Annotated in this window: 33 protein-coding genes, 2 pseudogenes and 1 riboswitch; of the genes and pseudogenes, 32 read left to right on the top strand and 3 right to left on the bottom strand. The window is 47.0% G+C overall.

Annotated elements, in window-relative coordinates; all coding sequences use genetic code 11:
* The first annotated feature begins 12 nt into the window (after window positions 1–12).
* The 21 genes and pseudogenes from G4O42_RS10975 to lysA all read left to right on the top strand — a co-directional run bounded on the left by G4O42_RS10975 (window position 13) and on the right by lysA (window position 16,178).
* Window positions 13–1,326, top strand: a complete 1,314-nt coding sequence (locus G4O42_RS10975; RefSeq protein WP_007409402.1) for an NAD-dependent malic enzyme — start codon at window positions 13–15, stop codon at window positions 1,324–1,326.
* A gap of 111 nt (window positions 1,327–1,437) precedes the next feature.
* On the top strand, window positions 1,438–1,728 hold the full coding sequence (locus G4O42_RS10970) for a hypothetical protein (RefSeq protein ID WP_032873216.1): 291 nt from the start codon (window positions 1,438–1,440) through the stop codon (window positions 1,726–1,728).
* 56 nt (window positions 1,729–1,784) lie between these two features.
* Window positions 1,785–1,985, top strand: a pseudogene (locus tag G4O42_RS10965) (hypothetical protein); the annotation flags it as partial.
* 104 nt (window positions 1,986–2,089) lie between these two features.
* On the top strand, window positions 2,090–2,734 hold the full coding sequence (gene spoIIM / locus G4O42_RS10960; RefSeq protein ID WP_007409404.1) for a stage II sporulation protein M: 645 nt from the start codon (window positions 2,090–2,092) through the stop codon (window positions 2,732–2,734).
* A 112-nt stretch (window positions 2,735–2,846) separates the two neighbouring features.
* Window positions 2,847–3,296: a ferric iron uptake transcriptional regulator gene (fur, locus tag G4O42_RS10955; RefSeq protein WP_003153330.1), complete on the top strand. Its 450-nt coding sequence runs from the start codon at window positions 2,847–2,849 to the stop codon at window positions 3,294–3,296.
* A gap of 114 nt (window positions 3,297–3,410) precedes the next feature.
* Window positions 3,411–3,638: a YqzK family protein gene (locus G4O42_RS10950; protein WP_003153331.1), complete on the top strand. Its 228-nt coding sequence runs from the start codon at window positions 3,411–3,413 to the stop codon at window positions 3,636–3,638.
* A 7-nt stretch (window positions 3,639–3,645) separates the two neighbouring features.
* Entirely contained in the window at window positions 3,646–4,536 is an 891-nt protein-coding gene (gene xerD / locus G4O42_RS10945; protein ID WP_007612347.1) for a site-specific tyrosine recombinase XerD, read from the top strand.
* A 160-nt stretch (window positions 4,537–4,696) separates the two neighbouring features.
* The gene (gene deoB / locus G4O42_RS10940; RefSeq protein WP_015417748.1) at window positions 4,697–5,881 is read left to right on the top strand and encodes a phosphopentomutase; all 1,185 of its coding nucleotides are present in this window, start codon (window positions 4,697–4,699) and stop codon (window positions 5,879–5,881) included.
* 11 nt (window positions 5,882–5,892) lie between these two features.
* The gene (locus tag G4O42_RS10935) at window positions 5,893–6,711 is read left to right on the top strand and encodes a purine-nucleoside phosphorylase (RefSeq protein WP_007409407.1); all 819 of its coding nucleotides are present in this window, start codon (window positions 5,893–5,895) and stop codon (window positions 6,709–6,711) included.
* A 136-nt stretch (window positions 6,712–6,847) separates the two neighbouring features.
* Window positions 6,848–8,017, top strand: a complete 1,170-nt coding sequence (locus G4O42_RS10930) for a D-alanyl-D-alanine carboxypeptidase family protein (protein WP_029973633.1) — start codon at window positions 6,848–6,850, stop codon at window positions 8,015–8,017.
* A 95-nt stretch (window positions 8,018–8,112) separates the two neighbouring features.
* Entirely contained in the window at window positions 8,113–8,466 is a 354-nt protein-coding gene (gene spoIIAA / locus G4O42_RS10925; RefSeq protein WP_007409411.1) for an anti-sigma F factor antagonist, read from the top strand.
* Window positions 8,463–8,903 carry an anti-sigma F factor gene (gene spoIIAB / locus G4O42_RS10920; protein WP_003153347.1) on the top strand — a complete coding sequence of 147 codons (441 nt, stop codon included), beginning with the start codon at window positions 8,463–8,465 and terminating at the stop codon, window positions 8,901–8,903. The genes spoIIAA and spoIIAB overlap by 4 nt, the downstream gene beginning before the upstream one ends.
* Window positions 8,904–8,914: 11 nt before the next feature.
* Window positions 8,915–9,682: an RNA polymerase sporulation sigma factor SigF gene (sigF, locus tag G4O42_RS10915; RefSeq protein ID WP_032873218.1), complete on the top strand. Its 768-nt coding sequence runs from the start codon at window positions 8,915–8,917 to the stop codon at window positions 9,680–9,682.
* Between the two features lie 126 nt (window positions 9,683–9,808).
* A complete protein-coding gene (locus G4O42_RS10910; protein ID WP_032873220.1) occupies window positions 9,809–10,429 on the top strand; it encodes a stage V sporulation protein AA in 621 nt (206 codons plus the stop codon).
* Window positions 10,419–10,843 (top strand): annotated as a pseudogene (locus G4O42_RS10905) (stage V sporulation protein AB). The gene G4O42_RS10910 and the pseudogene G4O42_RS10905 overlap by 11 nt, the downstream one beginning before the upstream one ends.
* Window positions 10,844–10,855: 12 nt before the next feature.
* Complete coding sequence (gene spoVAC / locus G4O42_RS10900) at window positions 10,856–11,308, top strand: stage V sporulation protein AC (RefSeq protein ID WP_007612334.1); 453 nt, start codon at window positions 10,856–10,858, stop codon at window positions 11,306–11,308.
* An 11-nt stretch (window positions 11,309–11,319) separates the two neighbouring features.
* The gene (gene spoVAD / locus G4O42_RS10895) at window positions 11,320–12,336 is read left to right on the top strand and encodes a stage V sporulation protein AD (protein ID WP_015240132.1); all 1,017 of its coding nucleotides are present in this window, start codon (window positions 11,320–11,322) and stop codon (window positions 12,334–12,336) included.
* A complete protein-coding gene (gene spoVAE / locus G4O42_RS10890; RefSeq protein WP_007409415.1) occupies window positions 12,337–12,687 on the top strand; it encodes a stage V sporulation protein AE in 351 nt (116 codons plus the stop codon).
* A gap of 3 nt (window positions 12,688–12,690) precedes the next feature.
* Window positions 12,691–13,299, top strand: a complete 609-nt coding sequence (gene spoVAEA, locus G4O42_RS10885; RefSeq protein ID WP_087920769.1) for a stage V sporulation protein SpoVABEA — start codon at window positions 12,691–12,693, stop codon at window positions 13,297–13,299.
* A complete protein-coding gene (locus G4O42_RS10880; protein WP_007612331.1) occupies window positions 13,253–14,734 on the top strand; it encodes a spore germination protein in 1,482 nt (493 codons plus the stop codon). The genes spoVAEA and G4O42_RS10880 overlap by 47 nt, the downstream gene beginning before the upstream one ends.
* Window positions 14,735–14,858: 124 nt before the next feature.
* A complete protein-coding gene (gene lysA, locus G4O42_RS10875; protein WP_025649809.1) occupies window positions 14,859–16,178 on the top strand; it encodes a diaminopimelate decarboxylase in 1,320 nt (439 codons plus the stop codon).
* A 44-nt stretch (window positions 16,179–16,222) separates the two neighbouring features.
* Here the strand turns inward: lysA and G4O42_RS10870 are convergent, their stop codons facing one another.
* Entirely contained in the window at window positions 16,223–17,122 is a 900-nt protein-coding gene (locus G4O42_RS10870; protein ID WP_032873222.1) for a DUF1002 domain-containing protein, read from the bottom strand.
* Window positions 17,123–17,406: 284 nt separating this feature from the next.
* On the opposite strand from G4O42_RS10870, the gene G4O42_RS10865 reads away from it, so the two are divergent.
* The 9 genes from G4O42_RS10865 to ribT all read left to right on the top strand — a co-directional run bounded on the left by G4O42_RS10865 (window position 17,407) and on the right by ribT (window position 24,063).
* Window positions 17,407–17,838, top strand: coding sequence for a peptidylprolyl isomerase (locus G4O42_RS10865; protein ID WP_003153363.1), 432 nt, complete (start codon window positions 17,407–17,409; stop codon window positions 17,836–17,838).
* A gap of 146 nt (window positions 17,839–17,984) precedes the next feature.
* Window positions 17,985–18,476 (top strand): CcdC protein domain-containing protein, encoded by a 492-nt coding sequence (locus G4O42_RS10860; RefSeq protein WP_032873224.1) that lies wholly within the window; start codon window positions 17,985–17,987, stop codon window positions 18,474–18,476.
* Window positions 18,477–18,556: 80 nt separating this feature from the next.
* Complete coding sequence (lepB, locus tag G4O42_RS10855) at window positions 18,557–19,132, top strand: signal peptidase I (RefSeq protein WP_032861567.1); 576 nt, start codon at window positions 18,557–18,559, stop codon at window positions 19,130–19,132.
* A gap of 245 nt (window positions 19,133–19,377) precedes the next feature.
* The gene (locus tag G4O42_RS10850) at window positions 19,378–19,722 is read left to right on the top strand and encodes a hypothetical protein (protein ID WP_007409423.1); all 345 of its coding nucleotides are present in this window, start codon (window positions 19,378–19,380) and stop codon (window positions 19,720–19,722) included.
* Between the two features lie 120 nt (window positions 19,723–19,842).
* A riboswitch (FMN riboswitch) is annotated at window positions 19,843–19,989 on the top strand.
* Between the two features lie 131 nt (window positions 19,990–20,120).
* Window positions 20,121–21,236, top strand: coding sequence for a bifunctional diaminohydroxyphosphoribosylaminopyrimidine deaminase/5-amino-6-(5-phosphoribosylamino)uracil reductase RibD (gene ribD, locus G4O42_RS10845; RefSeq protein ID WP_032873227.1), 1,116 nt, complete (start codon window positions 20,121–20,123; stop codon window positions 21,234–21,236).
* Window positions 21,217–21,864, top strand: coding sequence for a riboflavin synthase (gene ribE / locus G4O42_RS10840; RefSeq protein WP_032873228.1), 648 nt, complete (start codon window positions 21,217–21,219; stop codon window positions 21,862–21,864). Before ribD ends, ribE begins: the two co-directional genes overlap by 20 nt.
* A 14-nt stretch (window positions 21,865–21,878) precedes the next feature.
* Window positions 21,879–23,075, top strand: coding sequence for a bifunctional 3,4-dihydroxy-2-butanone-4-phosphate synthase/GTP cyclohydrolase II (locus G4O42_RS10835; RefSeq protein ID WP_003153371.1), 1,197 nt, complete (start codon window positions 21,879–21,881; stop codon window positions 23,073–23,075).
* 32 nt (window positions 23,076–23,107) lie between these two features.
* Entirely contained in the window at window positions 23,108–23,572 is a 465-nt protein-coding gene (gene ribH / locus G4O42_RS10830) for a 6,7-dimethyl-8-ribityllumazine synthase (RefSeq protein ID WP_003153372.1), read from the top strand.
* 116 nt (window positions 23,573–23,688) lie between these two features.
* Window positions 23,689–24,063 carry a GNAT family N-acetyltransferase RibT gene (gene ribT, locus G4O42_RS10825; RefSeq protein WP_003153373.1) on the top strand — a complete coding sequence of 125 codons (375 nt, stop codon included), beginning with the start codon at window positions 23,689–23,691 and terminating at the stop codon, window positions 24,061–24,063.
* Window positions 24,064–24,128: 65 nt separating this feature from the next.
* Here ribT and G4O42_RS10820 read toward each other — a convergent pair whose 3' ends face one another.
* Both G4O42_RS10820 and G4O42_RS10815 read right to left on the bottom strand, forming a co-directional pair.
* The gene (locus G4O42_RS10820) at window positions 24,129–24,650 is read right to left on the bottom strand and encodes a DUF309 domain-containing protein (protein ID WP_032873229.1); all 522 of its coding nucleotides are present in this window, start codon (window positions 24,648–24,650) and stop codon (window positions 24,129–24,131) included.
* Between the two features lie 87 nt (window positions 24,651–24,737).
* A complete protein-coding gene (locus tag G4O42_RS10815; RefSeq protein WP_003153376.1) occupies window positions 24,738–24,827 on the bottom strand; it encodes a YjcZ family sporulation protein in 90 nt (29 codons plus the stop codon).
* A gap of 207 nt (window positions 24,828–25,034) precedes the next feature.
* On the opposite strand from G4O42_RS10815, the gene G4O42_RS10810 reads away from it, so the two are divergent.
* Window positions 25,035–25,790 carry a segregation/condensation protein A gene (locus G4O42_RS10810; RefSeq protein ID WP_007409427.1) on the top strand — a complete coding sequence of 252 codons (756 nt, stop codon included), beginning with the start codon at window positions 25,035–25,037 and terminating at the stop codon, window positions 25,788–25,790.
* The gene (scpB, locus tag G4O42_RS10805; RefSeq protein WP_007409428.1) at window positions 25,780–26,373 is read left to right on the top strand and encodes an SMC-Scp complex subunit ScpB; all 594 of its coding nucleotides are present in this window, start codon (window positions 25,780–25,782) and stop codon (window positions 26,371–26,373) included. Before G4O42_RS10810 ends, scpB begins: the two co-directional genes overlap by 11 nt.
* Window positions 26,374–26,405 lie beyond the last annotated feature (32 nt).

Raw genomic sequence — 26,405 nt, 5'->3', positions numbered from 1 at the left:
GAGGTTCATTTCATGATTACAAAGCATATGATTCGGACGTTAATGATTGAAACGCCGACTGTTCCCGGAAATCTCGGAAAAGTGGCAACCGCCATCGGAGTGATGGGCGGAGATATCGGGGAAGTTGAAACCGTTAAAGTCGGCCCGAACTACACAATGCGCAACATTACGGTGCAGGCTGAAAATGAAGAGCAGCTGCAGGAAATCATTCAAGCCATTGAAGCTCTCGGTGAAGGCATCCGGCTTCATACAGTCTCAGATGAAGTGCTCTCTGCTCATGAAGGCGGCAAAATTCAGATGAAAAGCAAAATGCCGATCCGGACATTGGCTGAGCTTGGCCGTGTTTATACGCCGGGCGTCGCCGATGTGTGCAGACTGATTGAAAACGAGCCTGAAAAAGCGTCCATCTATACGACAATCAGCAATTCTGTCGCCATTGTCACCGACGGCACGGCGATTCTCGGCCTCGGCAATATCGGCTCTGTCGCCGGAATGCCCGTAATGGAAGGGAAAGCCGCGCTTTTTGACCAGCTGGCGGGTATCAGCGGAATTCCGATTTTGCTCGATACCTCTGATCCGGAAGAAATCATTCGCACGGTAAAACATATTTCTCCGGGGTTCAGCGGAATTCTGCTTGAAGATATCGGTTCGCCTCACTGCTTTGACATTGAAGACCGCCTGAAAGAAGAACTGGACATTCCGGTTATGCACGATGACCAGCACGGCACGGCGGTCGTCACGCTCGCCGCCGCCATTTCCGCTTGTAAAAGCGCCGGTCTTGATTTAAAAGAAGCGAAGGTCGGTCAGATCGGTCTCGGCGCGGCAGGCGTCGCCATCTGCCGCATGTTTATGGCATACGGAGTCAAAGCGGTCTGCGGAACGGACAAGTCAGAAGACGCAATGAACCGCCTCGCTCAGTACGGAGGTCAGCCGCTTGGAAGCATCAAAGAATTAATGGACACGTGTGACATTGTGATCAGCACCACAGGAGTTCCGGGTCTCATTAAAAAAGAGGATGTCAGAAAAGGACATGTCATTCTGGCCTTATCTAATCCGAAGCCGGAGATTGAACCGGAAGAGGCATTACAAGCCGGAGCCGCTTATGCAGCTGACGGCCGTTCGGTCAATAATGTTCTCGGCTTCCCGGGGATTTTCCGCGGCGCGCTGAACGCCAAAAGCAAGAAAATCGACCATGAAATGCTTGTGGCGGCCGCAGAAGCCATCGCCTCTTGCACAAAACACGGCGATCTCGTGCCTCAGCCTTTGGATGCGGACGTGCATCAGGCCGTATCAGCAGCCGTAGAACGGGCCGCGGCAGGAAAATAAACAACTCTTACAGTACCGGACATGTGCCGGTGCTGTTTTTTTATCATGAATAGGAAGCGGAATTCTTAGGCAGGCTAACGATAGCAAAAGACGGAATAAAGAGGTGTCGATGTGGATTATTTTCCGCTGATCCATACAAATATTTGGGATGCTGTGATCGGCGTGCCGGTCGTCTTATGCGTCACACAGCTGATCAAAGTGTTCTGCCGGGTTCCGGGCATATTCGTTCCCACGATTGCCCTTGCTGTCGGAAATGTTGTGTCTATCGTTTTCGGTCACCATGAACACGTGTATGCGGGGATTTTTATGGGATTTTTTTACGGATACGCCGCAATGGGGAGCTATTCATCTGCGAAAACGTCTCTGCGCGCTTACCGGTCGAAACATGAGCCGTATTCATGAACACATCTGGATTTTTTTGTTATGATAAAGAAAAGGGAAAAAGGAGCGATTGGCACATGGCGAAGAGCAAAACGAAAAAAATGCGGGAGCATCTCAAAAGAAACGGGATGCGTGACGCAGTCCTGTCAAGGGGGACGGCGCCGTCTTTCAGCACCCATGAAAGAGTGACGAAAACCAAAAAAGACAGGCTTGAAAGAATAAAGCATAAAAAAAGGAACCCCTATGATCACCGGAGTGATGACGGGGGTTCTTTTTTTTATGCCCGAATCTCGCGCCTTTCTATGATTTCTCTGTCATGTTTTCTCTTTTCTTTCATACAATCTACTAAATCAAGTCAATAGATTAGCGGGAGGAAAGCGGTATGAGAAAACAATCGTACAAAGAACTGTTTTTTCGCCATGTAAAGGATCATCTGTCACTTTATATATTTGTGTTCGTCTTGTTTTTGATGGGGGTCATTTTCGGGGCGATCATCGTCAACAGCATGACCATCACGCAGAAAGAAGATCTGTATTACTATTTAAGCAAGTTTTTCGGACAGCTGTCTGACGGAAAACATGCCGGCGCTTCAGAAATGTTTTGGCAGGCCGTCTTTCATGATGTGAAATATTTGGGGCTGATGTGGATTCTCGGTATTTCCGTGATCGGTCTCCCGGTTATTTTCATTATGGTGTTTTTGAAAGGAATCGTCGTCGGCTTCACGGTCGGTTTTTTAGTGAATCAAATGGGGATGAACGGGTTTTTCCTGTCATTTATTTCGGTTCTGCCGCAAAACATCGTTCTCATTCCCGCATATCTTATCATGGGGACATGCTCCATCGCTTTTTCACTGAAACTGATCCGGCAGCTGTTTGTCAAACGCAGCCTTCATGACGCGCCGATCCAATGGTTCGGACGCTACGCCTTCGTGCTGATTCTCATCGTTTTCTTCTCGGTCATCGCCTCGCTGCTCGAGGCGTACGTGTCTCCGCTGTTTATGGAAAAGCTGTCATCACGCATATTTTAGAATGATTATCACAAAATAATACTTTTATTTATCAGTTTATAATAATTATAGTTGGAACTCTGCGCGTATTTTGTTATAATGAGTCATGGAATGCGGCGTAGGAGGGAAAGACATGGAAAACCGTATTGATCGAATTAAAAAGCAGCTGCACTCGTCAAGCTACAAGCTTACGCCACAGCGGGAAGCAACGGTAAGAGTGCTGCTTGAAAACGAAGAAGACCATTTAAGCGCAGAAGATGTATACCTCCTCGTAAAAGAGAAATCTCCTGAAATTGGTCTCGCTACAGTATACCGTACATTAGAATTATTAACAGAGCTAAAAGTCGTTGATAAAATTAACTTCGGGGACGGCGTATCCCGCTACGACCTTCGCAAAGAAGGCGCGGCTCACTTTCATCACCATTTGGTGTGCATGGAGTGCGGAGCCGTCGATGAAATTGAAGAAGATCTGCTTGAAGACGTTGAAGAAGTGATTGAACGTGATTGGAAATTTAAAATTAAAGATCATAGATTGACTTTTCACGGAATCTGCCACCGCTGCCGCGGGGATGAAACAGAGTAAAAGCCTACGAACCTTTTCTGCCAGGAAAGGGTTTTTTGCTGTTTTTATGTATAAAAGCCTTTGAAATTGGCATAAGGTGTACTACAGCCGCCAAAAGAAAGGGTCGATCGAAAGATGGGCAGATTCCTAAAAACAGCCGCGGATACGATCAAAGTGTTTATTCTGTTCACAGGTTTTACCGCGCTGTTCTATTATGCTATGATATGGGTGAATTCAGAGTATGAAAACTATCATCGGTACGATAAACCGGAAGGCTCCGCCGTCAAAGTGGCCAAAACGGAACATGAGGAGAAAGACGGCTGGTTCGGCCGATTGATCTTTTTTTACCAAAACGGGGAGTAGATCAAGAGTGAAGGATCAAATTAAGGATTTCATCCATTATGTGAGGGTTGAAAGAGGGCTGTCCCAAAATACGATGATGTCCTATGAGCGTGATCTGAAAAGTTATTCTCTCTTCTTAACTGAAAGCCTTCAGATCACTTCATGGAATGATGTGACCCGTCTTCATATTATTCAATATTTAAAGCATATAAAGGACTCCGGGAAATCCGGCAAGACGTCTGCGAGGCATTTGGCGTCAATCCGGTCTTTTCATCAATTTCTGTTAAGGGAAAAAGCCGCGGATAAAGATCCTTCGGTACATATTGAAACACAAAAAACAGAGCGGACGCTTCCGAAAGTATTGGCGCTTCACGAAGTTGAGCGGTTATTGGACACGCCTAAGCTTGACAGCCCGTTCGGTCTCAGGGATAAAGCCATGCTTGAACTGCTGTACGCGACCGGCATCAGGGTCAGCGAGATGATCGAGCTGAAATTATCCGACGTCCATTTGACGATGGGATTTGTCCGCTGCTTCGGAAAAGGGCGGAAAGAGCGGATTGTGCCGATTGGTGAAGCCGCTTCTCATGCGATAGAAGCATACATTGAAAAAGCCAGAGGGAAATTATTAAAGAAAAACGTAACCGAAGCGCTTTTTCTGAATCATCACGGCAGGCAGATCAGCCGTCAAGGTTTTTGGAAAAACCTGAAAAAAATCGCCCTTGAAGCGGGGATTAAAAAAGAGCTGACACCGCACACGCTTCGGCACTCTTTTGCAACGCACCTGCTCGAAAACGGGGCGGATCTGCGCGCCGTGCAGGAGATGCTCGGACATGCCGATATTTCCACGACGCAAATTTATACGCATGTGACGAAAACAAGGCTGAAGGACGTGTACAAACAGTATCATCCGCGCGCTTAGGAGCCGCTGCCAGAGGGGCCGCGGCTTTTTTTGCCGGAATACAGAGAAGGTTCTAATTATTTGAATCGGCATTGTCAACAAGAATGTAAACGGTTTATACTTGAGTTGTCTGACCTCTGTAAGCTACAATGGACAGATGGAAGAAAAGGAGGTTTTTATGATGTCTGAATACAAATATAACCGGGTATTTTTGATCGTAATGGATTCTGTCGGAATCGGTGAAGCGCCGGACGCCGCCGATTTTAATGATATAGGCGCAAATACGCTCGGACACATCGCAGAGCACATGAACGGCTTACATATGCCCCATATGGCGCAGCTCGGTCTCGGACTGATCGGAGACATTAAGGGCGTGGAAAAAACGGAGCACCCTCTTGCGTACTACGGAAAAATGCAGGAGGCGTCAAACGGGAAAGATACGATGACGGGGCACTGGGAGATTATGGGCCTCTACATTGAAAAACCATTTAAAGTGTTCCCGGAAGGATTTCCGGATGAACTTCTTCAGGAACTTGAGCGGCGTTCAGGACGGAAAATCATCGGCAATAAGCCGGCTTCAGGCACGGCGATTCTGGACGAGCTCGGAAAAGAACATATGGAAACGGGTGCGCTGATCGTTTATACATCAGCAGATTCCGTGCTGCAGATTGCGGCTCACGAAGATGTCGTTCCGCTTGACGAACTGTACAGCATCTGTGAAACGGCCAGAGAACTGACGCTTGATCCGAAGTACATGGTCGGCCGGATTATCGCAAGACCGTTCGTCGGAGAACCGGGCAGCTTCAAACGCACGCCGAACCGTCATGATTATGCGCTCAAACCGTTCGGCCGCACGGTAATGAACGGAATGAAAGACAGCGGATTAGACGTCATTTCCATCGGCAAAATTTCTGATATTTATGACGGAGAAGGCATTACATCTTCCCGCCGCACGGTATCTAATATGGATGGCATGGACAAAGTGATTGAAACGCTCGGTGAAGAGTTCACGGGCCTGAGCTTTGCCAACCTCGTTGATTTTGACGCGCTGTACGGACACCGCCGCGATCCGGAAGGGTACGGAAAAGCGCTCGAGGAATTCGACGCGAGGCTTCCGGAAGTGTTTGAGAAAATGAAAGAAGACGATCTGCTTATCATCACTGCGGATCACGGCAATGATCCTGTCCATCACGGCACGGATCACACGAGGGAGTATGTGCCGCTTCTTGTGTACAGCAAAAAGCACAAACACACTGAACAGCTGCCGCTTGCGGATACATTTGCCGATATCGGGGCAACCATTGCGGATAATTTCAAAACGGAAAAGCCGGAATACGGAAAAAGCTTTTTATCAAGATTACAGTAGGGGGACTTTTTTTGAAACAAAAGATCGAACGTGCTGCTGCATTTATTAAAGAACACGTGAAAGAAACACCAAAGATCGGTCTGATTTTAGGGTCAGGGCTCGGCGTATTGGCCGATGAAATTGAAGGGGCTGTCAAGCTTACATATGAAACGATCCCTGATTTTCCGGTCTCAACGGTAGAAGGCCATGCCGGCCAGCTTGTGATGGGAACGCTTGAAGGTGTGCAGGTCATCGCGATGCAGGGCCGCTTTCATTACTATGAAGGCTACTCAATGGATCAGGTCACATTTCCCGTCCGCGTGATGAAGGCGCTCGGCGTTGAATCCCTTGTCGTGACGAACGCAGCCGGCGGTATCAACACTGAATTCCGCGCCGGCGATCTGATGATTATTACAGACCACATCAACTTTACGGGCACCAACCCGTTAATCGGGCCGAACGAAGCAGAATTCGGACCGAGATTCCCGGACATGTCAGAAGCCTATGACAAAGAGCTGTCAGGCTTGGCTGAAAAAACGGCCGATGAGCTGGGCATTCCTGTTCAAAAAGGGGTGTATACAGCTGTCACGGGGCCGTCTTACGAAACGCCTGCTGAGGTTCGGTTTTTAAGAACGATGGGTTCTGACGCTGTCGGCATGTCGACCGTGCCTGAAGTCATCGTCGCCAACCACGCGGGGATGCGCGTGCTCGGCATCTCATGTATTTCCAACGCGGCGGCAGGTATTCTAGACCAGCCGTTATCCCATGAAGAAGTAATGGAAATGACGGAAAAAGTAAAAGGCGGCTTTTTGAAGCTTGTAAAAGCCGTAGTCGCACGTTCTCAAAAATAAGTCAGCATCAGTCAGCTGTTTCCTCGGAAGCAGCTGTTTTTTTGTGCCCTCAACACGAAACATTTTCCAGATGAGGCGTATAAAACCACCGGATTTGGAAAAAATAAAAAGGATTATGAAATGGAGGGCTTTGGAGATGAAACGTCTTATATCCACTTTGTTGATTGGCATTTTATTAACGGCATCAGCACCGTCCGCTTTTGCAAAGCCGGACGGAAAACATACATCGGAGCTCGCTCATGAAGCCAAAAGCGCCGTGCTGATTGAACGCGATACGGGAAGCATTCTTTATAACAAGAACAGCCGGGAGCGTCTGGCGCCGGCAAGCATGACAAAAATCATGACCATGCTTTTAATCATGGAAGCGCTTGACAAAGGGAAAATAAAGATGAGCGATAAAGTCAGGACGAGTGAACATGCCGCGTCCATGGGCGGATCACAGATTTTCCTTGAACCCGGAGAAGAAATGACGGTAAAAGAAATGCTCAAAGGAATTGCTATAGCTTCCGGAAATGACGCATCTGTCGCAATGGCGGAGTATATCGCCGGTTCAGAAGAGGATTTCGTCAGCCGGATGAACAAAAAAGCAAAAGAATTGGGATTGAAAGATACCTCCTTCAAAAACCCGACGGGACTGCCCGAAAAAGACCATTACAGCTCTGCTTATGACATGGCGAAAATGGCGAAGGAATTATTAAAGTATGATAAAATCACTCAATTTACGGGAACGTATGAGGATTATTTAAGAGAAAATACAGACAAAAAGTTCTGGCTCGTCAATACAAACCGGCTGATCAAATTTTATCCGGGTGTAGACGGCGTGAAGACGGGCTTTACAGGCGAAGCGAAGTATTGTTTAACCGCCACCGCTAAAAAAGGAAATATGAGGGTCATTGCTGTCGTTTTCGGAGCCAGCACCCCGAAAGAAAGAAATGCCCAAGTGACCAAAATGCTTGATTACGCCTTCAGCCAGTTCAAAACACACCCGCTGTACAAACGGGATCAAATCGTCGGAACGGTAAAAGTGATAAAAGGAAAAAAGAAACTGATCAAGCTGACCACATCTGAGCCGATTTCTCTTCTGGCCAAAAAGGGAGAGAACATGGACAAAGTAAAAAAAGAAGTGAAAATCAACGGCAATGTAACGGCTCCGGTTAAAAAAGGAGAGGTGCTCGGCAGCCTCGTTCTGAAAAAAGACGGAAAGGTGCTCGTTGAAAGCCCGGTCACGGCAAAAGACGACATGGAAAAAGCGGGTTTTCTCACTTTTCTGAAGCGGACGATGGGAGATTGGACAAAATTTAAATAATCGTGGCGAACGGGCACTAGTTTTGTCATAGTGAAGGAATTGCTTTCCCGAAAATCGAAACACTCATTATCCGATCATATCAAGGAGGAATGAGCATGAGCCTTGGAATTGACTTTCATGTCAAAGAATCCGTGCTTTGTATTCGATTAACAGGTGAACTCGACCATCATACGGCAGAATCATTAAAACAAAAGGTTACTGAATCGCTGGAGGCTGACGGCATCCGTCACATCGTGCTGAACCTTGAAGATCTTACCTTCATGGACAGCTCCGGCCTCGGCGTGATTTTAGGGCGTTATAAACAAATTAAACAGCTCGGCGGAGAAATGGTCGTGTGCGCGATTTCGCCCGCGGTGAGACGTCTGTTTGACATGTCCGGCCTGTTTAAAATCATCAGGTTCGAACAATCAGAACAAAAAGCGCTTTTAACGTTGGGGGTGGCATCATGAAAAACGAGATGCATCTTGAATTTTCAGCCCTCAGTCAGAACGAATCGTTTGCGCGCGTAACAGTTGCTTCTTTTATCGCACAGCTCGACCCGACGATGGATGAGTTGACGGAAATCAAGACCGTCGTATCAGAAGCTGTAACAAACGCGATCATCCACGGCTATGAAGAAAACTGCGACGGAAAGGTGTACATCTCCGTTACGCTGGAGGATCATGTCGTCTATCTGACCATACGTGATGAAGGCCTCGGGATTACGGATCTTGAGGAAGCGCGCCAGCCGCTCTTTACGACAAAACCCGAGCTTGAGCGCTCCGGAATGGGCTTTACCATTATGGAAAACTTCATGGATGATGTCACGATTGATTCCTCGCCGGAGATGGGAACGACGATACGCTTAACAAAACACCTATCAAAAAGCAAAGCGCTTTGTAATTAAGGAGATTTGTTATGGATGTGGAGGTTAAGAAAAACAGCAAAAACGCGCAGCTCAAGGACCATGAAGTCAAAGAATTAATCAAAAAGAGCCAAGGGGGCGACCAGCAGGCAAGAGACCTCCTCATAGAAAAAAACATGCGTCTTGTGTGGTCCGTCGTTCAAAGGTTCTTAAACAGAGGCTATGAGCCGGACGATCTGTTTCAGATCGGCTGTATCGGATTGTTAAAATCCGTTGATAAATTCGATTTGTCCTATGATGTCCGTTTTTCAACTTATGCCGTGCCGATGATTATCGGAGAAATCCAGCGCTTCATCCGCGATGACGGGACCGTCAAAGTATCAAGGTCTTTAAAAGAGCTCGGCAATAAAATACGCCGGGCGAAAGATGAACTGTCAAAAACATACGGAAGAGTGCCGACCGTCCAGGAAATCGCGGATCATTTAGAAATTGATGCGGAGGATGTGGTGCTTGCGCAGGAAGCGGTGCGGGCGCCTTCATCCATTCATGAGACCGTGTATGAAAATGACGGAGACCCGATCACCCTGCTTGATCAGATCGCCGATCATTCAGAAGAGAAGTGGTTTGACAAAATCGCCCTCAAGGAAGCGATCAGTGATTTGGAAGAACGGGAAAAACTCATTGTCTATCTGAGATATTATAAAGATCAGACACAGTCGGAGGTAGCCGAACGGCTCGGGATTTCCCAAGTCCAGGTATCGAGGCTGGAGAAAAAAATATTAAAGCAGATTAAAGTGCAGATGGATCATACGGAAAGCTGACCTTTTACGGGCCGGCTTTTTTTATTTGTGCATCGGTGGTAATTTATGGTCTTTTGCCGCTGATGAATGAGAACAAAAGTGAACCACATACTACATATATAACCACCCGAAAGATGGTGATGCAAGATGGAAAGACGAATATTTCTCAGACTTCGCCACCGCGTGAAAGCTCATACCGGAGATATCATCACAATCGGCGACGCCGCGCAGATCGCGGGACAGCAAAAGCTGAAAAAAAAACTGTCGGCACTGCCGCTGTATAAGGTCACGAAAAAAGACAAAAATATCGTCGTGCTGGACATCATAAAAGTGCTGAAAACCATTCATACCGTTTTTCCCGCGCTTGATGTACAGACCGTCGGCGGCGCTGAAACGATAGTGGAAATCCATTACCAGAAAAAGCAGCTGTCAGCCGTTTTATTCGTCGGTGTCTGGCTCCTGCTTTTTATCGGTTCATGTCTTGCCATTATGAATTTTCATGAAGATGTCAGTATGAGAGAAGTTCATATCGCCTTATATGAAATCATAACGGGCGAACGGAATGAATATCCGTATCTGCTTCAGATTCCATACAGCATCGGCCTCGGTCTCGGTATGATCGTCTTTTTTAATCACATCTTCAAAAAACGCCTGAATGAAGAGCCAAGCCCGCTGGAAGTCGAGATGTTTAATTATCAGCTTGATCTCGATCACTATGTCGCAATGCACGAAAATGAAGAGACGATGAAAGATCTGCATGATCGTTAGCATTCTTTTCGTTATATTTGTCGGGCTTGGCGGAGGGCTGACCGTGGGTGCGGGCTTTGTGGCTTTTTTAACCGTTATGGGAATCGTCCCCCGCCTTATGCAGCTGACAAAAACAATGCGCTTTGTACAGGCCTACGAAGGAGCTGTTATTTCAGGAGCTGTGTTCGGCGGCTGGGAAACCTTAAATATGAATCATTTTTTTTATCTGAATGGCTGGCCGTTCCGGTCGGGCTTTTGGCCGGCATGTTTGTCGGCATGCTGGCCGCCGCGCTTACAGAAGTGCTGAATGTGCTTCCCATTCTTGCCAAACGGATCGGCTTCGGCAGCAAAATCATCATATTGCTGATGGCCATTGTGTTCGGCAAAATAGCCGGCTCTTTATTTCATTGGCTGTATTTTATCCATCATTCATAAGGAGGAACCGACGTGACAAACTTAAAAGAAAATTACAAAACAAAAGTGAAAGACTATCAGCCGAAACCGCCATATGTTTGGAATTGCGTCAAAGCCTTTCTGATCGGCGGTTTGATCTGTCTGATCGGGCAGGCTCTTCAAGACTTTTACATCCACTTTTTTAATTTTAATGAAAAAACAGCGGGCAACCCGACGTCCGCCACTCTTATTTTAATATCCGCCCTTTTGACCGGATTCGGTATTTATGACAGACTCGGGCAGTTTGCCGGAGCGGGTTCAGCCGTGCCGGTGACAGGTTTTGCAAACAGTATGACAAGCGCCGCTCTGGAACACAGAAGTGAAGGACTCGTGCTCGGGGTAGCGACAAACATGTTTAAATTGGCGGGAAACGTCATTGTATTCGGCGTCGTGGCAGCCTATATCGTAGGCCTGATACGGTTTGCTTGTGAAAAACTGTTTTCGTAGGAGGAGAAAAAATGAAATTGACCGGAAAGCAAACCTGGGTATTTGAAAACCCGTTATTTGTAAATGCGGCGGGGACGGCAGCCGGACCGAAAGAAAAAGACGGCCCGCTCGGTTCGCTGTTTGATAAGACATACGATGAAATGCATTGCAATCAGAAAAACTGGGAAATGGCGGAACGTCAGTTAATGGAAGATGCCATCAACTCCGCTTTGCAAAAACAGAATTTGAAAAAGAGCGATATTGATTTGTTGCTCGCGGGGGATCTTTTAAATCAAAATGTGACCGCCAACTACGTCGCCAGACATCTGAAAATTCCGTTCCTCTGTCTGTTCGGCGCCTGTTCGACTTCAATGGAAACGATTGCCGTCGCATCCGCGCTCATTGACGGCGGTTTTGCGAACCGGGCGATCGCAGCCACGAGCAGCCATAACGCGACGGCAGAACGGCAATTCCGCAATCCGACGGAGTATGGCGGGCAAAAACCGGATACCGCCACTTCAACGGTCACGGGGGGCGGGGCGGTCATTATCAGCCAAAACCCTTCTGATATCAAGATTACAAGCGCAACAGTGGGAAAAGTAAGCGACCTCGGAATAACAGATCCGTTCGATATGGGATCCGCCATGGCGCCCGCTGCCGCCGACACAATCAAACAGCACCTGCAGGACTTGAACCGTACGGCGGATGATTATGATCTGATTTTAACGGGTGACCTTTCAGGCGTCGGCTCGCCGATCGTGAAAGATTTGCTCAAAGAAGAAGGCTATCCCGTGGGAACGAAACACGATGACTGCGGTCTTCTCATCTATACGCCGGACCAGCAGGTGTTTGCGGGAGGAAGCGGCTGCGCCTGCTCCGCGCTTGTTACGTACACACATATTTTTAACCAATTAAAAGCAGGGACTCTAAACAGGGTACTCGTTGTCGCGACAGGAGCGCTTTTAAGTCCGACAATGATCCAGCAGAAGGAAACCATTCCGACCATCGCGCACGGTGTGGTATTTGAGCGGGCGGGAGGTGCATCATAAATGGAATATCTGTTGGCTTTTGTTTGCGGGGGAATCATATGCATTATCGGTCAGCTGCTGCTTGACATTTTTAAACTGACACCCGCCCATGTAATGACAACTTTTGTCGTCATCGGCGCCTTGTTAGATGGGTTCGGAATATATGACAAATTTATCGAATTCGCGGGCGCGGGCGCGACGGTTCCCATCGTCAGCTTCGGTCACAGCTTATTGCACGGCGCCATGCATCAAGCTCACGAGCATGGATTTATCGGGATCGCCATGGGGATTTTTGAACTTACTTCCGCCGGTATATCTTCAGCGATTTTATTCGCATTTCTTGTAGCCGTTATTTTTAAACCGAAAGGATAATGCCTGATGACGAAACGGAAGGTCATTCTTGTGACAGACGGGGACGTATACGCCGCCAAAACAATTGAATATGCCGCGGAACAAGCAGGCGGACGGTGTATTTCCCAATCAAAAGGCAATCCGTCAACGAGAAGCGGCCCCGAACTTGTTCAGCTGATTAAAGCCGCGCCGAATGACCCGGTGTTTGTCATGTTTGACGATTCAGGCCTGCAAGGGGAAGGGCCGGGCGAAACGGCGCTGAAATATGTCGCCTCACATCAGGACATTGAAGTGCTGGGGGTGATTGCGGTCGCTTCTAAGACCCATCAGGCTGAATGGACGAAAGTCGATGTCTCCATTGACCGTGATGGAGAAGTGACGGAGTTTGGCGTCGATAAAACCGGAATGAGAGAAATGGACGAGCACAGAATGAACGGAGATACGGTGTATTGTCTGGATAAATTGGACGTTCCCCTCATTGTGGGCATCGGCGACATAGGAAAGATGGGGAGAAAAGATGACATATCCAAAGGCTCGCCGATCACGATGAAGGCGGTCGAATTCATTTTAGAAAGGAGCGAAAGCCATGCCGGAAAAACCGGAAAACATGATCAAGGTGTACCGGGATCCTAGAAAAAATGAACAATTTTTTAAAGACCGCGTCGGTATGGGAACGAGCTATGATGTCGGCGTCCGCAAAGTTCGAGTATTAGACCGGGAAGTCCAGATTTACTTTGTCAACGGATTAACCGATACTTTGTTTATCGTTCATTTAATGGAACAGCTCGTCGACATCAATAATTATGACGAGAATGCGGATGAAGCGATTGACGTTGTTGAAAACAGGCTTGTTAATCAGCAGGTCCAAAAAGTCAAAACGCTCGACGAAGTAACGGATCAGGTGCTTTCCGGACTTGTCGCCGTTATCGTTGAAGACGCGGGCTTCGCCTTTATCGTTGACGTCAGAAGTTACCCCGGACGCACACCTGAAGAACCGGATACGGAAAAGGTCGTCCGCGGAGCAAGAGACGGTTTTATCGAAAATATCGTCATTAATACAGCATTGATAAGAAGACGAATCAGGGACGAAAGGCTCCGCGTCAAAATTACGAAAGTCGGCGAGCGCTCTAAGACCGATCTTGCCATTGTGTATATAGAGGACATCGCGGATCCGGACCTTGTCAGCATCGTCGAAAACGAAGTGAATGCGATTGACATTGACGGATTGACGATGGCTGATAAAACGGTGGAAGAATTCATCGTCAAACAGGGCTACAACCCGTTTCCGATGGTCAGATACACGGAGCGGCCGGATGTGGCCGCCAATCACATTTTGGAAGGGCACGTCATCATCGTCGTTGATACGTCACCGAGCGTGATCATAACGCCGACAACGATTTTTCACCATGTTCAGCATGCGGAAGAATACAGGCAGGCGCCTTCAGTGGGAACATTTTTAAGATGGATCAGATTCTTCGGTATTATCGCTTCAACGGTCCTGCTTCCGATCTGGTTCCTCTTTGTTCTTGAACCGTCTCTTCTGCCTGAAAGACTGGATTTTATCGGTTTAAATAAAAATACGCATATCCCGATCATTCTGCAAATCTTTTTGGCCGATTTGGGGATTGAGTTTCTCAGGATGGCCGCGATCCATACGCCGACCGCTTTATCCACCGCCATGGGTCTGATTGCGGCGGTGCTGATCGGTCAAATCGCCATAGCGGTGGGGCTGTTTTCAGCAGAAGTGATTCTGTACGTATCGATCGCCGCCATCGGATCATTTACCACGCCGAGCTATGAGCTCAGCCTCGCCAATAAAATGATACGCCTCATCTTAATGGTTCTCGTGGCCATTTTCCAAGTGAAAGGCTTTGTGATAGGCTTTACATTGCTGCTGATCATAATGGCGAATATCCGCTCGTTTCACACGCCGTATTTATGGCCGTTTTTACCGTTTAACGGCAAGGCGCTGTGGCAGGTGCTCGTCCGGACGACAGTGCCGGGAGCGAAAGTCAGGCCGAGCATTGTTCACCCGAAAGACCGTCAAAGACAGCCAAGCGGTTCATAATCGCATTGAAACCGACAGAAGATTATGATATTGTATGTCTTAACTTATACGGGACTTGTATAAGGACAGCTCAAAAGAAGCTGTCCTTATCACCCATATGCGGATCAGAAAGAGGGAATGAGCATTGTTCTTACATGGCACAAGCAGACAAAACAAACTAGGTCATTTGGAAATCGGGGGTGTGGACGCGCTGTATTTAGCGGAGCATTACGGCACGCCTCTTTATGTTTACGATGTGGCTTTAATACGTGAGCGCGCTAAAAGCTTTAAACAGGCATTCATTGATGCGGATTTAAAGGCGCAGGTCGCGTACGCGAGCAAGGCGTTTTCTTCTGTTGCGATGATACAGCTCGCTGAGCAGGAGGGGCTCTCATTGGACGTTGTATCCGGCGGAGAGCTGTTTACGGCGGTTGCGGCTGGTTTTCCGGCTGACAGGATTCATTTTCACGGCAATAACAAAAGCGAAGAAGAGTTGAAAATGGCGCTCGATCATCAAATCGGCTGCATTGTCGTTGATAATTTTTATGAAATATCCTTACTCGCGGAACTGTGCCGCAAATCAGGGCGCACAATGGATGTGCTTCTGCGCATCACTCCGGGGGTAGAGGCGCATACGCATGATTATATTACGACGGGACAGGAAGATTCCAAATTCGGTTTTGATCTGCATAACGGGCAAATAGAAAAGGCGATTGAACAAGTATTACAGTCAGACCATATCCGCCTCCTCGGCGTTCACTGCCACATCGGATCACAAATTTTTGATACGGCGGGCTTTGTGCTGGCCGCAGAAAAAATCTTCACAAAACTGAATGAATGGAGAGAATCATTCGGCTTTGTCTCTGAAGTGCTGAATTTAGGGGGCGGCTTTGGCATCCGCTACACGGAGGAAGATGAACCCCTTCATCCCGCCGTTTATGTGGAAAAAATTATCGAAGCGGTAAAAGAAAACGCAGCGCTGCACGCTTTTGACATTCCGGAGATCTGGATTGAACCGGGACGCTCGCTCGTCGGAGACGCCGGAACGACGCTTTATACCATCGGTTCGCAAAAAGAAGTGCCCGGCACCCGTAAATATGCAGCGGTTGACGGGGGCATGAGCGATAATATCCGTCCTGCGCTGTATCAGGCGAAATATGAAGCCGTATCGGCAAACAGAATCGGAGAACACCACGACAAAACGGTATCCATCGCGGGTAAGTGCTGTGAAAGCGGTGATATGCTCATTTGGGATATAGATCTTCCGGAAGTGAAAGAAGGCGATCTTCTCGCCGTTTTCTGCACGGGAGCGTACGGATACAGCATGGCTAACAACTACAACCGCATTCCGCGTCCCGCCGTCGTTTTTGTGGAAGACGGCGAAGCGCATCTTGTCATTAGAAGGGAAACTTATGAAGACATTGTAAAACTGGATCTGCCGTTTAAGACGGGGGTCAAACAATAAATAAAAAAGAGACCGGAACAATGGCGTCCGGTCTCTTTTTGCATTCAGCTGTTAGAACTTGATCCGCTGTCTCCTGTAAATACAGACACGATCGCATTCCAAATCGAAGCGAAGAAATCAATGACTTTTTGAACAAAGCTTTTGCCTTCATCGGATTGAATGAACTTCGTGATTTTGTCTTTTGCCTTATCGAGCTGGCTGCCGACTTGGCCCCAATCAATCTTGGCGTTTTTCATTTTATTAAACAATGAAACGAGCTGGTCTTTTTGAGCGTCAGTCAGTGTAATGTTAAGATTTGAAGCCGCATCATCGACCTTTTTCTCGATTCCTACTTTTGTATCGGGCACACCGTTTTTCGCGAAATCATCTTTAATGTTTGCGATCAGCGCGGAGGCGTTTTTATCTCCGATTTTATCCCCGAGATCTGATGTCGTAACAAGCTCTTGGTTGGCGACTTGTTTTACATCTTCTGAAATCGCTTTGTCTGATGAGACTTCATAAGCCTTGATGATTCCCGTTAATGCTGCGGTGCCTGATACCTCAAACGGCGCCGTCACGTATACTTTCGCATCTTTCACTCCTGCTGTCATCAGGGCGTTTAAGTACATTTCATCCGTGATGGAATCGATATTATGAGTCTTAACGTCAAGCCCGGACCCTTTCTTTGCCACCGTGATGGATGATGAAGAGATGGCTCTTGTGCCGATTTGGGCATTCGATATATATTTTCCCAGATATTCATGTTCTTCTTTATTCGTGACCGTCACTTTTGTCGCGTTATCAGGGACATTTAATTCGTCAAGCACTTTCTGACGGTTTTCGTTTGACAGATCCGCCCCCAGTGTGACGATGACATCTCCGACTGCGGCATCGGCCAGGCTGATTTTCGGTATTGTGCACAATACAACGGCCGCCGCCAGCAATCCAATCCACATTTTTTTCAAAGCGGTTAACCTCCTTCTTTTCACAAATGCCGTTTTGAAGCGGTTTGTGAGGGCCTGCGTGAAGCAGTTCCGATACATAGACGGCTGTGAAGCTGTTCAGGTTTCATTTTCTTTCTGCGGAAGCGGGGAGATTCGTTTTCCGGCTGAAGGTGTGGTATAATAGCCGCGAAAAGAAGAGCAGAGGCCTCTTCCTTCAAAAGAATATCAAAAAGAAAGCCGGCTTACAATTGAAATTCATATTGAAGAAGGCTTTGACAAAAAACAATACGGAAGTAGGAATGAGAATGAAAACTGGTTACATCGAAATGGAAAACGGCAGCAGAATCGAATTTGAACTTTATCCGAATGAAGCGCCTAATACAGTCGCTAACTTTGAAAACCTGGCGAATACGGGCTTTTATGACGGCGTTATTTTCCACCGCGTGATTCCGGGCTTTGTCAGCCAAGGCGGAGATCCGACTGGGACAGGCATGGGCGGAAGCGGAAAAACGATCAAATGTGAAACAGAAGGCAATCCGCATAAGCACGAAGCCGGTTCTTTATCAATGGCGCATGCCGGTAAAGACACGGGTTCAAGCCAATTCTTCATCGTACATGAGCCGCAGCCGCATTTAAACGGCGTTCATACTGTATTCGGAAAAGTGACAAGCGGTTTAGAGCATGCGAAAAACATGTCTAACGGGGACAAAATGAAAGAAATCCGTGTAGAAGGATAATGAAAACCCGCCTTTTTCAGGCGGGTTTTTTTTATGTATATGAAAATTCTCATGTGTAAATCATGAAAAAATACATATATGAACGATAGCAGTTCCTCTGGTATAGTGATAAAGACCGATTACAACAATGAAAAGAGGTAGAAACGTTGGTTCAATTGGCAACCGTTTTATTTGTCATTATCATTCTCGCACTTATAATTTGGTTCAGGGTGAAAAAGGGGAACAGGCCGATTAAAGGCGGCGGCTTCGGCATCATTCTCCCGCTTTTAATTATCGCCGTCATTTTTACATTCAGCGTCAGCCAGCTCATGAATATCCCGGGAAAGCCGTTTCATTTTCCCGCTCTTTGGGAGCTCGCCATCGCCGGACTGTTAGGCGCGGTATTCGGTGTCATCATGCTGTCGCAAACCGCCTATGAAATCCGGGAAGACGGCTTTGTCTACTCCAAGCGGAATAAAAACTTTAAATATGTCATTATCGCGATTATTGCGATCCGTATCGCGCTCAGCCAATATTTCAAAAACATTGACGCGGCGGAATTCGCCGTTTTAACGATGGAACTTGCTTTTGTGTATTTGTGCATTTGGCGGATCGGAAGCTTCGTGAAATACCGTAAAATCAGCAGATCCGGCTTATAAAATGAAAAAAATGGATGAGGTGCGGGGCTTATTTGCCCTCTGTGCAGGGATTCATGGTAAAATAAAAACGACCATGGCTAATGGGAGGAAATCACTTGAAATCAGAAAAAGAAAAAACTTCTAAAAAAAGCGCCGTACTTGATTGGGCGAAAGCCATTATCATCGCTGTCGTTCTGGCACTGCTCATCCGAAACTTTTTATTTGCCCCTTATCTCGTTGATGGAAGATCAATGGATCCGACGCTGCATGACCGCGAGAGAATCTTTGTCAATATGACGGTCAAATACATAAGCGACTTCAAACGCGGCCAGATCGTCGTTCTGAACGGAGAAAATGAACACTATGTCAAACGGATTATCGGACTCCCCGGCGACACGGTGCAAATGAAAAACGATCAGCTGTATATCAACGGCAAAAAAGTGTCCGAACCGTATTTAGCGGCAAACAAGCACAAGGCGAAGCAAGACGGCTATGACCGGCTGACAGAAGACTTCGGCCCGGTGAAGGTGCCGGACGACAAATATTTCGTCATGGGTGATAACCGCAGAGAATCTATGGACAGCCGCAACGGCCTCGGTCTTTTTACGAAAAAACAAATAGCGGGTACTTCAAAATTCGTCTTCTTCCCGTTTAACGAAATTCGCAAGACGAAATAAACCGTACAGGCAGTTTTCTTATAAGAAAACTGCTTTTTTATATAAATTTATCTTTCCACCCTCAAAAACAGAACATAAATTCGTATATCTATTTAATAGATAGAAAGTTTTACAGATACATGAAACATCTTCCCTTTATGAAACGTTATATGAGTAACTCACGCAGGGAAGAACGGTTTTCTATTCATGAACAAAAGGAATATGACATAGTAATGAATAGATTGATACGGGCTGGAGGTAGAAAAATGGGAAGAATTAAAACAAAAGCAGCCATTTTACTTGTACTGCTGCTGTTATTAGCGGGCGGTTATATGGTCATAAACGATATTGAACTGAAAGACGTGCCGACTGCAATCGGACAAACCCTGTCCCAGGAAAAAGAAGAATATACAGTCAAAACATATAAAATTACGAAAATCGAAGGAACTGAGTACCACGGTACGGCAGAAAACGGCACAAAAATTATTTTTAACGGCGACAAGCTGAAGCAGGATCTCTCCGATGTGAAAAAGGGAGATAAGATTAAAGCGTATTTCAGCAAATCAAACCGGATTGACGGCTTATTGAAGGTCGTCAAAGTGAACGAATAAATAAAGGCGCCCTTTTATGAGAAAAGGGCGCTTTTTATTTTTCTGAATAATTAGGTGCAAATTCATTGCGCCTGCCGCAAAGGATGTTATAATAGCGGATAAGGACAAAAAAATATTGATTGTATCCTTCGGGGCTGGGTGAAAATCCCGACCGGCGGTAATAAGGCGTTTTGCGCTTTACAGCCCGTGACCCGTATGCATCTGTATACGGTGGATTCAGTGAAAAGCTGAAGCCGACAGTGAAAGTCTGGATGGGAGAAGGATGAGAGAAGCTATGCAAAAAATAAACTTACTGTATAGTCTTATTTCCTATGGATTAAAACTGGAAAAGCCCCGAACTGTGTAAACATTCGGGGCTTTTTTGACGCCAAATTGCGCGGAAGAAGGGAGGGATAACGATGGAAGAATATTATATGAATACGGCAATAGAACTTGCCAGACGCGGTGAAGGACAGACACAGTCCAATCCTCTTGTCGGCGCTGTCGTCGTCAAAAACGGACAGATCGTCGGAATGGGCGCCCATTTGCAATACGGAGAAGCGCATGCCGAGGTTCACGCGATTAATATGGCCGGCAGACACGCAAAAGGCGCCGATTTGTATGTGACGCTGGAGCCTTGCAGCCATTACGGAAAAACACCGCCATGCGCCGAACTGATAATAAAGTCGGGGATAAAAAGGGTGTTCATCGCTGTGAAAGATCCGAATCCGCTTGTAGCCGGAAAAGGCATCGGAATGCTGGAAGCAGCGGGCATCGAAGTGAAAACCGGACTTCTCAGGCAGCAGGCAGAAGAGCTGAATAAAATGTTTCTTCACTTCATGCGGACCGGACTTCCGTATGTCACCTTGAAAGCGGCCGCGAGCCTTGACGGGAAAACAGCGACTGAAACCGGTGACAGCAAATGGATTACATCAGAGGCGGCAAGGCTTGATGCCCAGCAATACAGGAAATCGCATCAAAGCATTCTTGTCGGAGCAGGCACAGTCAAAGCTGATAATCCGAGCCTGACCTGCAGGCTTCCCGATACGGTGAAGCAGCCGGTCAGAGTGATTCTCGATACAAAGCTGACCATTCCTGAAACGGCAAATGTGCTCACTGACGGCGCTGCGCCGACATGGATATTTACGGCCAAAGGTGCAGACGTGCAAAAGAAAGACCGGCTGACCGCACTCGGAATAAAAGTTATTCCGCTGGAAACAGACCGCATTCACGTCCCTGAGGTGCTCAGCATTCTTGCTGAAAACGGCATAATGTCCGTTTATGTGGAAGGCGGAGCATCCGTACACGGAAGTTTTGTCAAGGAAGGCTGTTTCCAAGAGCTTCATTTCTATTTCGCCCCTAAATTAATCGGAGGAACGCTTGCTCCCAGCTTGATCTCCGGTGAAGGTTTTCAATCAATGAAAGATGTCCCCCATTTACAATTCACACAAATCACCCAAATCGGGCCGGATATAAAACTGACGGCCATACCTAAAGATGGAAAGGATGGTGACGATGTTTACAGGAATCGTTGAAGAAACAGGCACGATCCAAGCAATCAAAAAGACAGGCCTTTCCATGGCATTAACCATCGCCGCTCCAAAAGTGACAAGTGATGTGAAGCTTGGCGACAGCATTGCGGTAAACGGCATCTGCCTGACCGTAACCGGATTTTCTGACAATCAATTTACGGTTGATGTTATGCCGGAAACAGTGAAAGCCACTTCGCTGAACGGCTTGTCAAAAGGCAGTAAAGTAAACCTGGAAAGAGCGATGTCCGCCAACGGACGGTTCGGCGGCCACTTTGTATCAGGGCATGTGGACGGAACGGCGGAAATTACGCGGATCGAGAAAAAAAGCAACGCGGTCTATTACGATTTAAAACTTTCGCCGGAATTGACAAAAACGCTCGTATTGAAAGGTTCAATTACGGTAGACGGCGTGAGCCTGACGATTTTCGGTTTATCAGACGAAAGCGTAACGGTATCCATCATTCCGCATACCATCTCAGAAACGATTTTTCAGACGAAAACAGTCGGATCGACCGTAAATATTGAGTGTGACATGATCGGCAAATACTTATACCGCTTTTTGCACAAAACAGAACAAACGAAAAGCAATCAAACTATCACGGAAGCCTTTTTAAGCGAGAACGGCTTTTAGAAAGGAAGATCGATATGTTTCATCCGATAGAAGAGGCGTTAGAGGCGCTGAAAAAAGGTGAAGTCATCATTGTTGTCGATGATGAAGACAGAGAAAACGAAGGAGATTTCGTAGCGCTGGCTGAGCATGCCACGCCGGAAGTGGTTAATTTTATGGCGACCCATGGGAGAGGCCTGATCTGCACGCCGCTGTCTGAAGACATCGCCGGCCGGCTGGATCTTCACCCGATGGTTGATCATAATACGGACTCACATGAGACCGCGTTTACGGTCAGTATTGACCACAGGCTGACAAAAACGGGCATCAGCGCGCAGGAACGATCCTTTACCATTCAGGCGCTGTTGAACGAAGAATCTGTGTCTGACGATTTTCAGCGTCCGGGCCACATTTTCCCCTTAATCGCAAAAAAAGGAGGCGTCCTGAAGCGGGCCGGCCATACGGAAGCAGCCGTTGATCTTGCAAAAGCCTGCGGATCTCAGGGAGCGGGCGTCATTTGTGAAATTATGAATGAAGACGGCACAATGGCCAGAGTGCCGGAGTTAGCCGAAATCGCCGAACGCCACCAGCTGAAAATGATTACGATAAAAGACTTAATAGAGTACCGTTACAACATTACGACACTTGTGAACAGAGAAGTTGATATTACGCTGCCGACTGACTTCGGCACGTTTAGAGTTTACGGATATACAAACGAGGTTGACGGAAAAGAACATCTCGCCTTTGTCATGGGGGATGTCCCGTTTAACAGCGAACCCGTTCTTGTCAGAGTGCACTCAGAATGCCTGACGGGCGATGTATTTGCATCCCATCGCTGTGATTGCGGACCTCAGCTTCATGCCGCGCTTGCGCAAATTGCTGAAGAAGGCCGCGGCGTTCTATTGTATTTGCGCCAGGAAGGCAGAGGAATCGGTTTAATCAATAAGCTGAAGGCGTACCGATTGCAGGAACAAGGGTATGACACGGTTGAAGCGAACGAAGCGCTCGGCTTTCTGCCTGATCTGCGCAACTACGGCATCGGCGCCCAGATTCTCCGCGACTTAGGGGTTCAGCATATGAAACTTTTAACCAACAACCCCCGGAAAATCGCCGGCCTCGAAGGATACGGTCTCAGCATTTCAGAACGGGTGCCGCTTCAAATGGAAGCGAGTGAGCATAACAAGCAATATTTACAGACCAAAATGAAAAAACTTGGACATCTGCTTCATTTCTAAAAACAAATCTCACAAAAAAGGATGGATAACATATGAATATCATACAAGGAAACCTAGTAGGAACAGGACTTAAAATCGGAATCGTCGTCGGCAGATTTAATGAATTTATTACGAGCAAGCTGTTAAGCGGAGCGGAAGACACGTTGCTTCGCCACGGTGTAGAATCAAACGACATTGACGTCGCTTGGGTGCCGGGAGCATTTGAAATCCCGTTTGCGGCAAAGAAAATGGCGGAAACGAAAAAATACGATGCCGTCATTACGCTCGGCACGGTTATCAGAGGAGCGACAACGCATTATGACTATGTCTGCAATGAAGCGGCAAAAGGCATTGCCCAGGCGGGAACGGCGACGGGCGTCCCGGTTATCTTCGGCATCGTGACGACTGAAACCATTGAGCAGGCCATCGAACGAGCCGGAACAAAAGCCGGAAATAAGGGAGCGGATTGCGCGGTATCTGCCATTGAAATGGCAAACTTAAACCGTTCATTTGAATAATTTGTTGAAAAGCGTTTAAAACAGCGGCGAAAATGATATAATGTGAGGAAACGGATCGCCTTTATGTATCCGTTTGATAGAACATGAATGGACATTTTGGATATAGAGGGGTTTTTATGTTAATTCGTTATAAAAAATCGTTTGAAAAGATTGCGATGGGTCTTCTGTCATTTATGCCGAATGAAAAAGATCTCAAGCAGCTTCAGCAGACAATAAAGGACTATGAAACGGATACTGGCCGCCAGCTCTTTCTTTGGAAAGAGGATGAAGATATCGTCGGAGCGATCGGAGTCGAAAAAAAGGACTCAGAAGTTGAAATCCGGCATATCAGCGTGAATCCTTCTCACCGCCATCAAGGAATCGGAAAGCAAATGATGGACGCCTTAAAACGTCTGTTCAAAACGGAGGCACTCGTTCCGAATGAATTAACGCAAAGCTTTTTTGAACGCTGTCAACATCAAAAAGATCAGGATATCTCATATAATAACTGACAAATGCTCCCGGAATCTTCACGGTTTCGGGAGCTGTTTTGATATAGAAAAAGCAGGGCTGACCGTCAGCCTCTGCTTTTTTTTCTTCTCTCAATTTCCCGTTCGCGTTCCTTAATGACATCCGTCCTGTCCCGCAGGCGGTGTTTATGAATAAGAAAGGTATCTGATACGCCGTCTTGCCCCCATGTATAGCCCTTTCGGCGGCATTCGGCAAGACATGCTTTTTTCAGGGCTTCATCTGTAATCGGCAGCATAACACTTTTATAAGGCTGGCCCGCTTCTATATCGTCTGCCAGCGTTTCTATCAGCTCAATCAGCTTCGGATGGCTGAGACCGAGAGAACAGACCGCCTGCTTTTCAGACCGGAGAATACGTAAGCTGTTGGCAATCAGCCGTTTCGCCCCGGCTTCATTTCCCCTGCGCTGGTGATACAGAGCGACGGCAAGCTGAATCAGGCCGACCCAATGAATGCTCCGCTTTTCAGCCGTGCTTTCTTTCCAATATTCCTCTAACAGTTCATGACACTCAAAATAATCTCTTGATGCGTGAAATTCGGCCAAAAAGCCGATATAAGCTTTAGGATACAAGCCGCTTCCTCCTTTTATGCTAAAACCAGTGTACCACAGCGCTATGAAAAGGAAAAAAGAGCGGCTTGGTGCCTGAAGCCTGAGGAACTAGCAGATGTAAGATGCTCCTACGACAACGAGCAAAATAAACAGAACGACAATTAATGCAAAACCTCCGCCGAAACAAGCTCCGCTCATGTGAAATCAGCCTCCCTTTGTTTCAAGTTTACACGGCTATCATATGTGCATCCGCCTTTAAAGGTATAGGCGTATATCTTCTTTTTCAGTATTTTCTAAATAACGGAGGACGTGTATAAAAGTATTGGACGAGAGCATTTCGGTGGATTATACTAAAGGGTAGCCAGTTTTTCCGGCAATGAGAGTGATATTGAAAATGGTGAGATAATGGTAGAATATCAAGTGAAAATTGATACGTTTGAAGGCCCATTGGACCTGCTGCTTCATCTGATTAACCGTCTTGAAATCGACATATACGACATACCCGTGGCAACCATTACTGAACAATATTTATTATATGTACATACAATGCAAGAGCTTGAACTTGATGTCGCCAGTGAATATCTGGTCATGGCGGCGACGCTTCTCAGTATTAAAAGCAGAATGCTGCTTCCGAAACAAGAGGAAGAACTGTTTGAAGACGAAATGCTTGAAGAAGAAGACCCTCGGGACGAGCTGATTGAAAAACTGATTGAGTATAGAAAGTATAAAACCGCTGCGAAGGATTTAAAAGAGCGGGAAGAAGAAAGACAAAAGTCATTTACAAAGCCGCCGAGTGATTTAAGTGAGTATGCAAAAGAAATCAAACAGACCGAGCAGAAACTGTCGGTGACCGTTTATGACATGATCGGCGCGTTTCAAAAGGTGCTTCAGCGTAAAAAAATCACGCGGCCGAAAGAAACGACCATTACAAGGCAGGAAATACCGATTGAAGACAGAATGAACGAAATCGTAAAAAGCTTAAAAACGGCGGGTAGAAGAATAAACTTCACGGAGCTTTTTCCTTCTCGGCAAAAGGACCATCTCGTCGTGACGTTTTTAGCAGTCCTGGAACTGATGAAAAATCAGCAGATTATCATTGAACAGGAAGAAAACTTTTCAGATATATACATTACGGGGAGTGAATCCATTCATGGCGCTTGATATCGTGAATTGGAAAGCGATTGTGGAAGCCCTGCTGTATGCGGCGGGTGATGAAGGGCTGACCAAAAAGCAATTGGTGACGGTGCTTGAAATAGAAGAAGCGGAACTGGCCGGAATCATGGAAGAAGTGGCCGCTCAGTACAAGGAAGACGACAGAGGCATCGAGCTTACCGAATATGCGGATACGTATATGCTTGGAACGAAAAAAGAATTCGTGCCTTATTTGAAAAAACTAATCGAAGTGCCGTCAAAAGGGCTGTCACAGGCTTCTTTGGAAGTGCTGGCGATCGTTTCGTACAAGCAGCCGATCACACGGGCGGAAATTGAAGATATCCGGGGCGTGAAGTCTGAACGGATTCTGCACAGCCTCGTGTCAAAAGCGCTGCTGTGTGAGGTGGGCCGCGCCGACGGTCCCGGCCGGGCGATTTTATACGGCACGACACCGGTATTTCTTGAACAATTCGGCTTAAAAACATTGGAGGAGCTCCCGCCGCTTCCTGAAAATGCGGAGGAAGACGTTCTCCAGGAGGAAGCCGATTTATTCTTTGAAAACTTCAACCAAACTTTTGAGGATATTAAATAATAATCGTTTTTCATCATACGATAGTAAGGAAA

Origin of the sequence: Bacillus sp. LUNF1, from assembly GCF_011008975.1 — a bacterium.
GTDB classification, from domain to species: domain Bacteria; phylum Bacillota; class Bacilli; order Bacillales; family Bacillaceae; genus Bacillus; species Bacillus velezensis.
The sequence above is the reverse complement of the archived record's forward strand: the minus strand, read 5'-3'. Positions and strand labels throughout refer to the sequence as shown.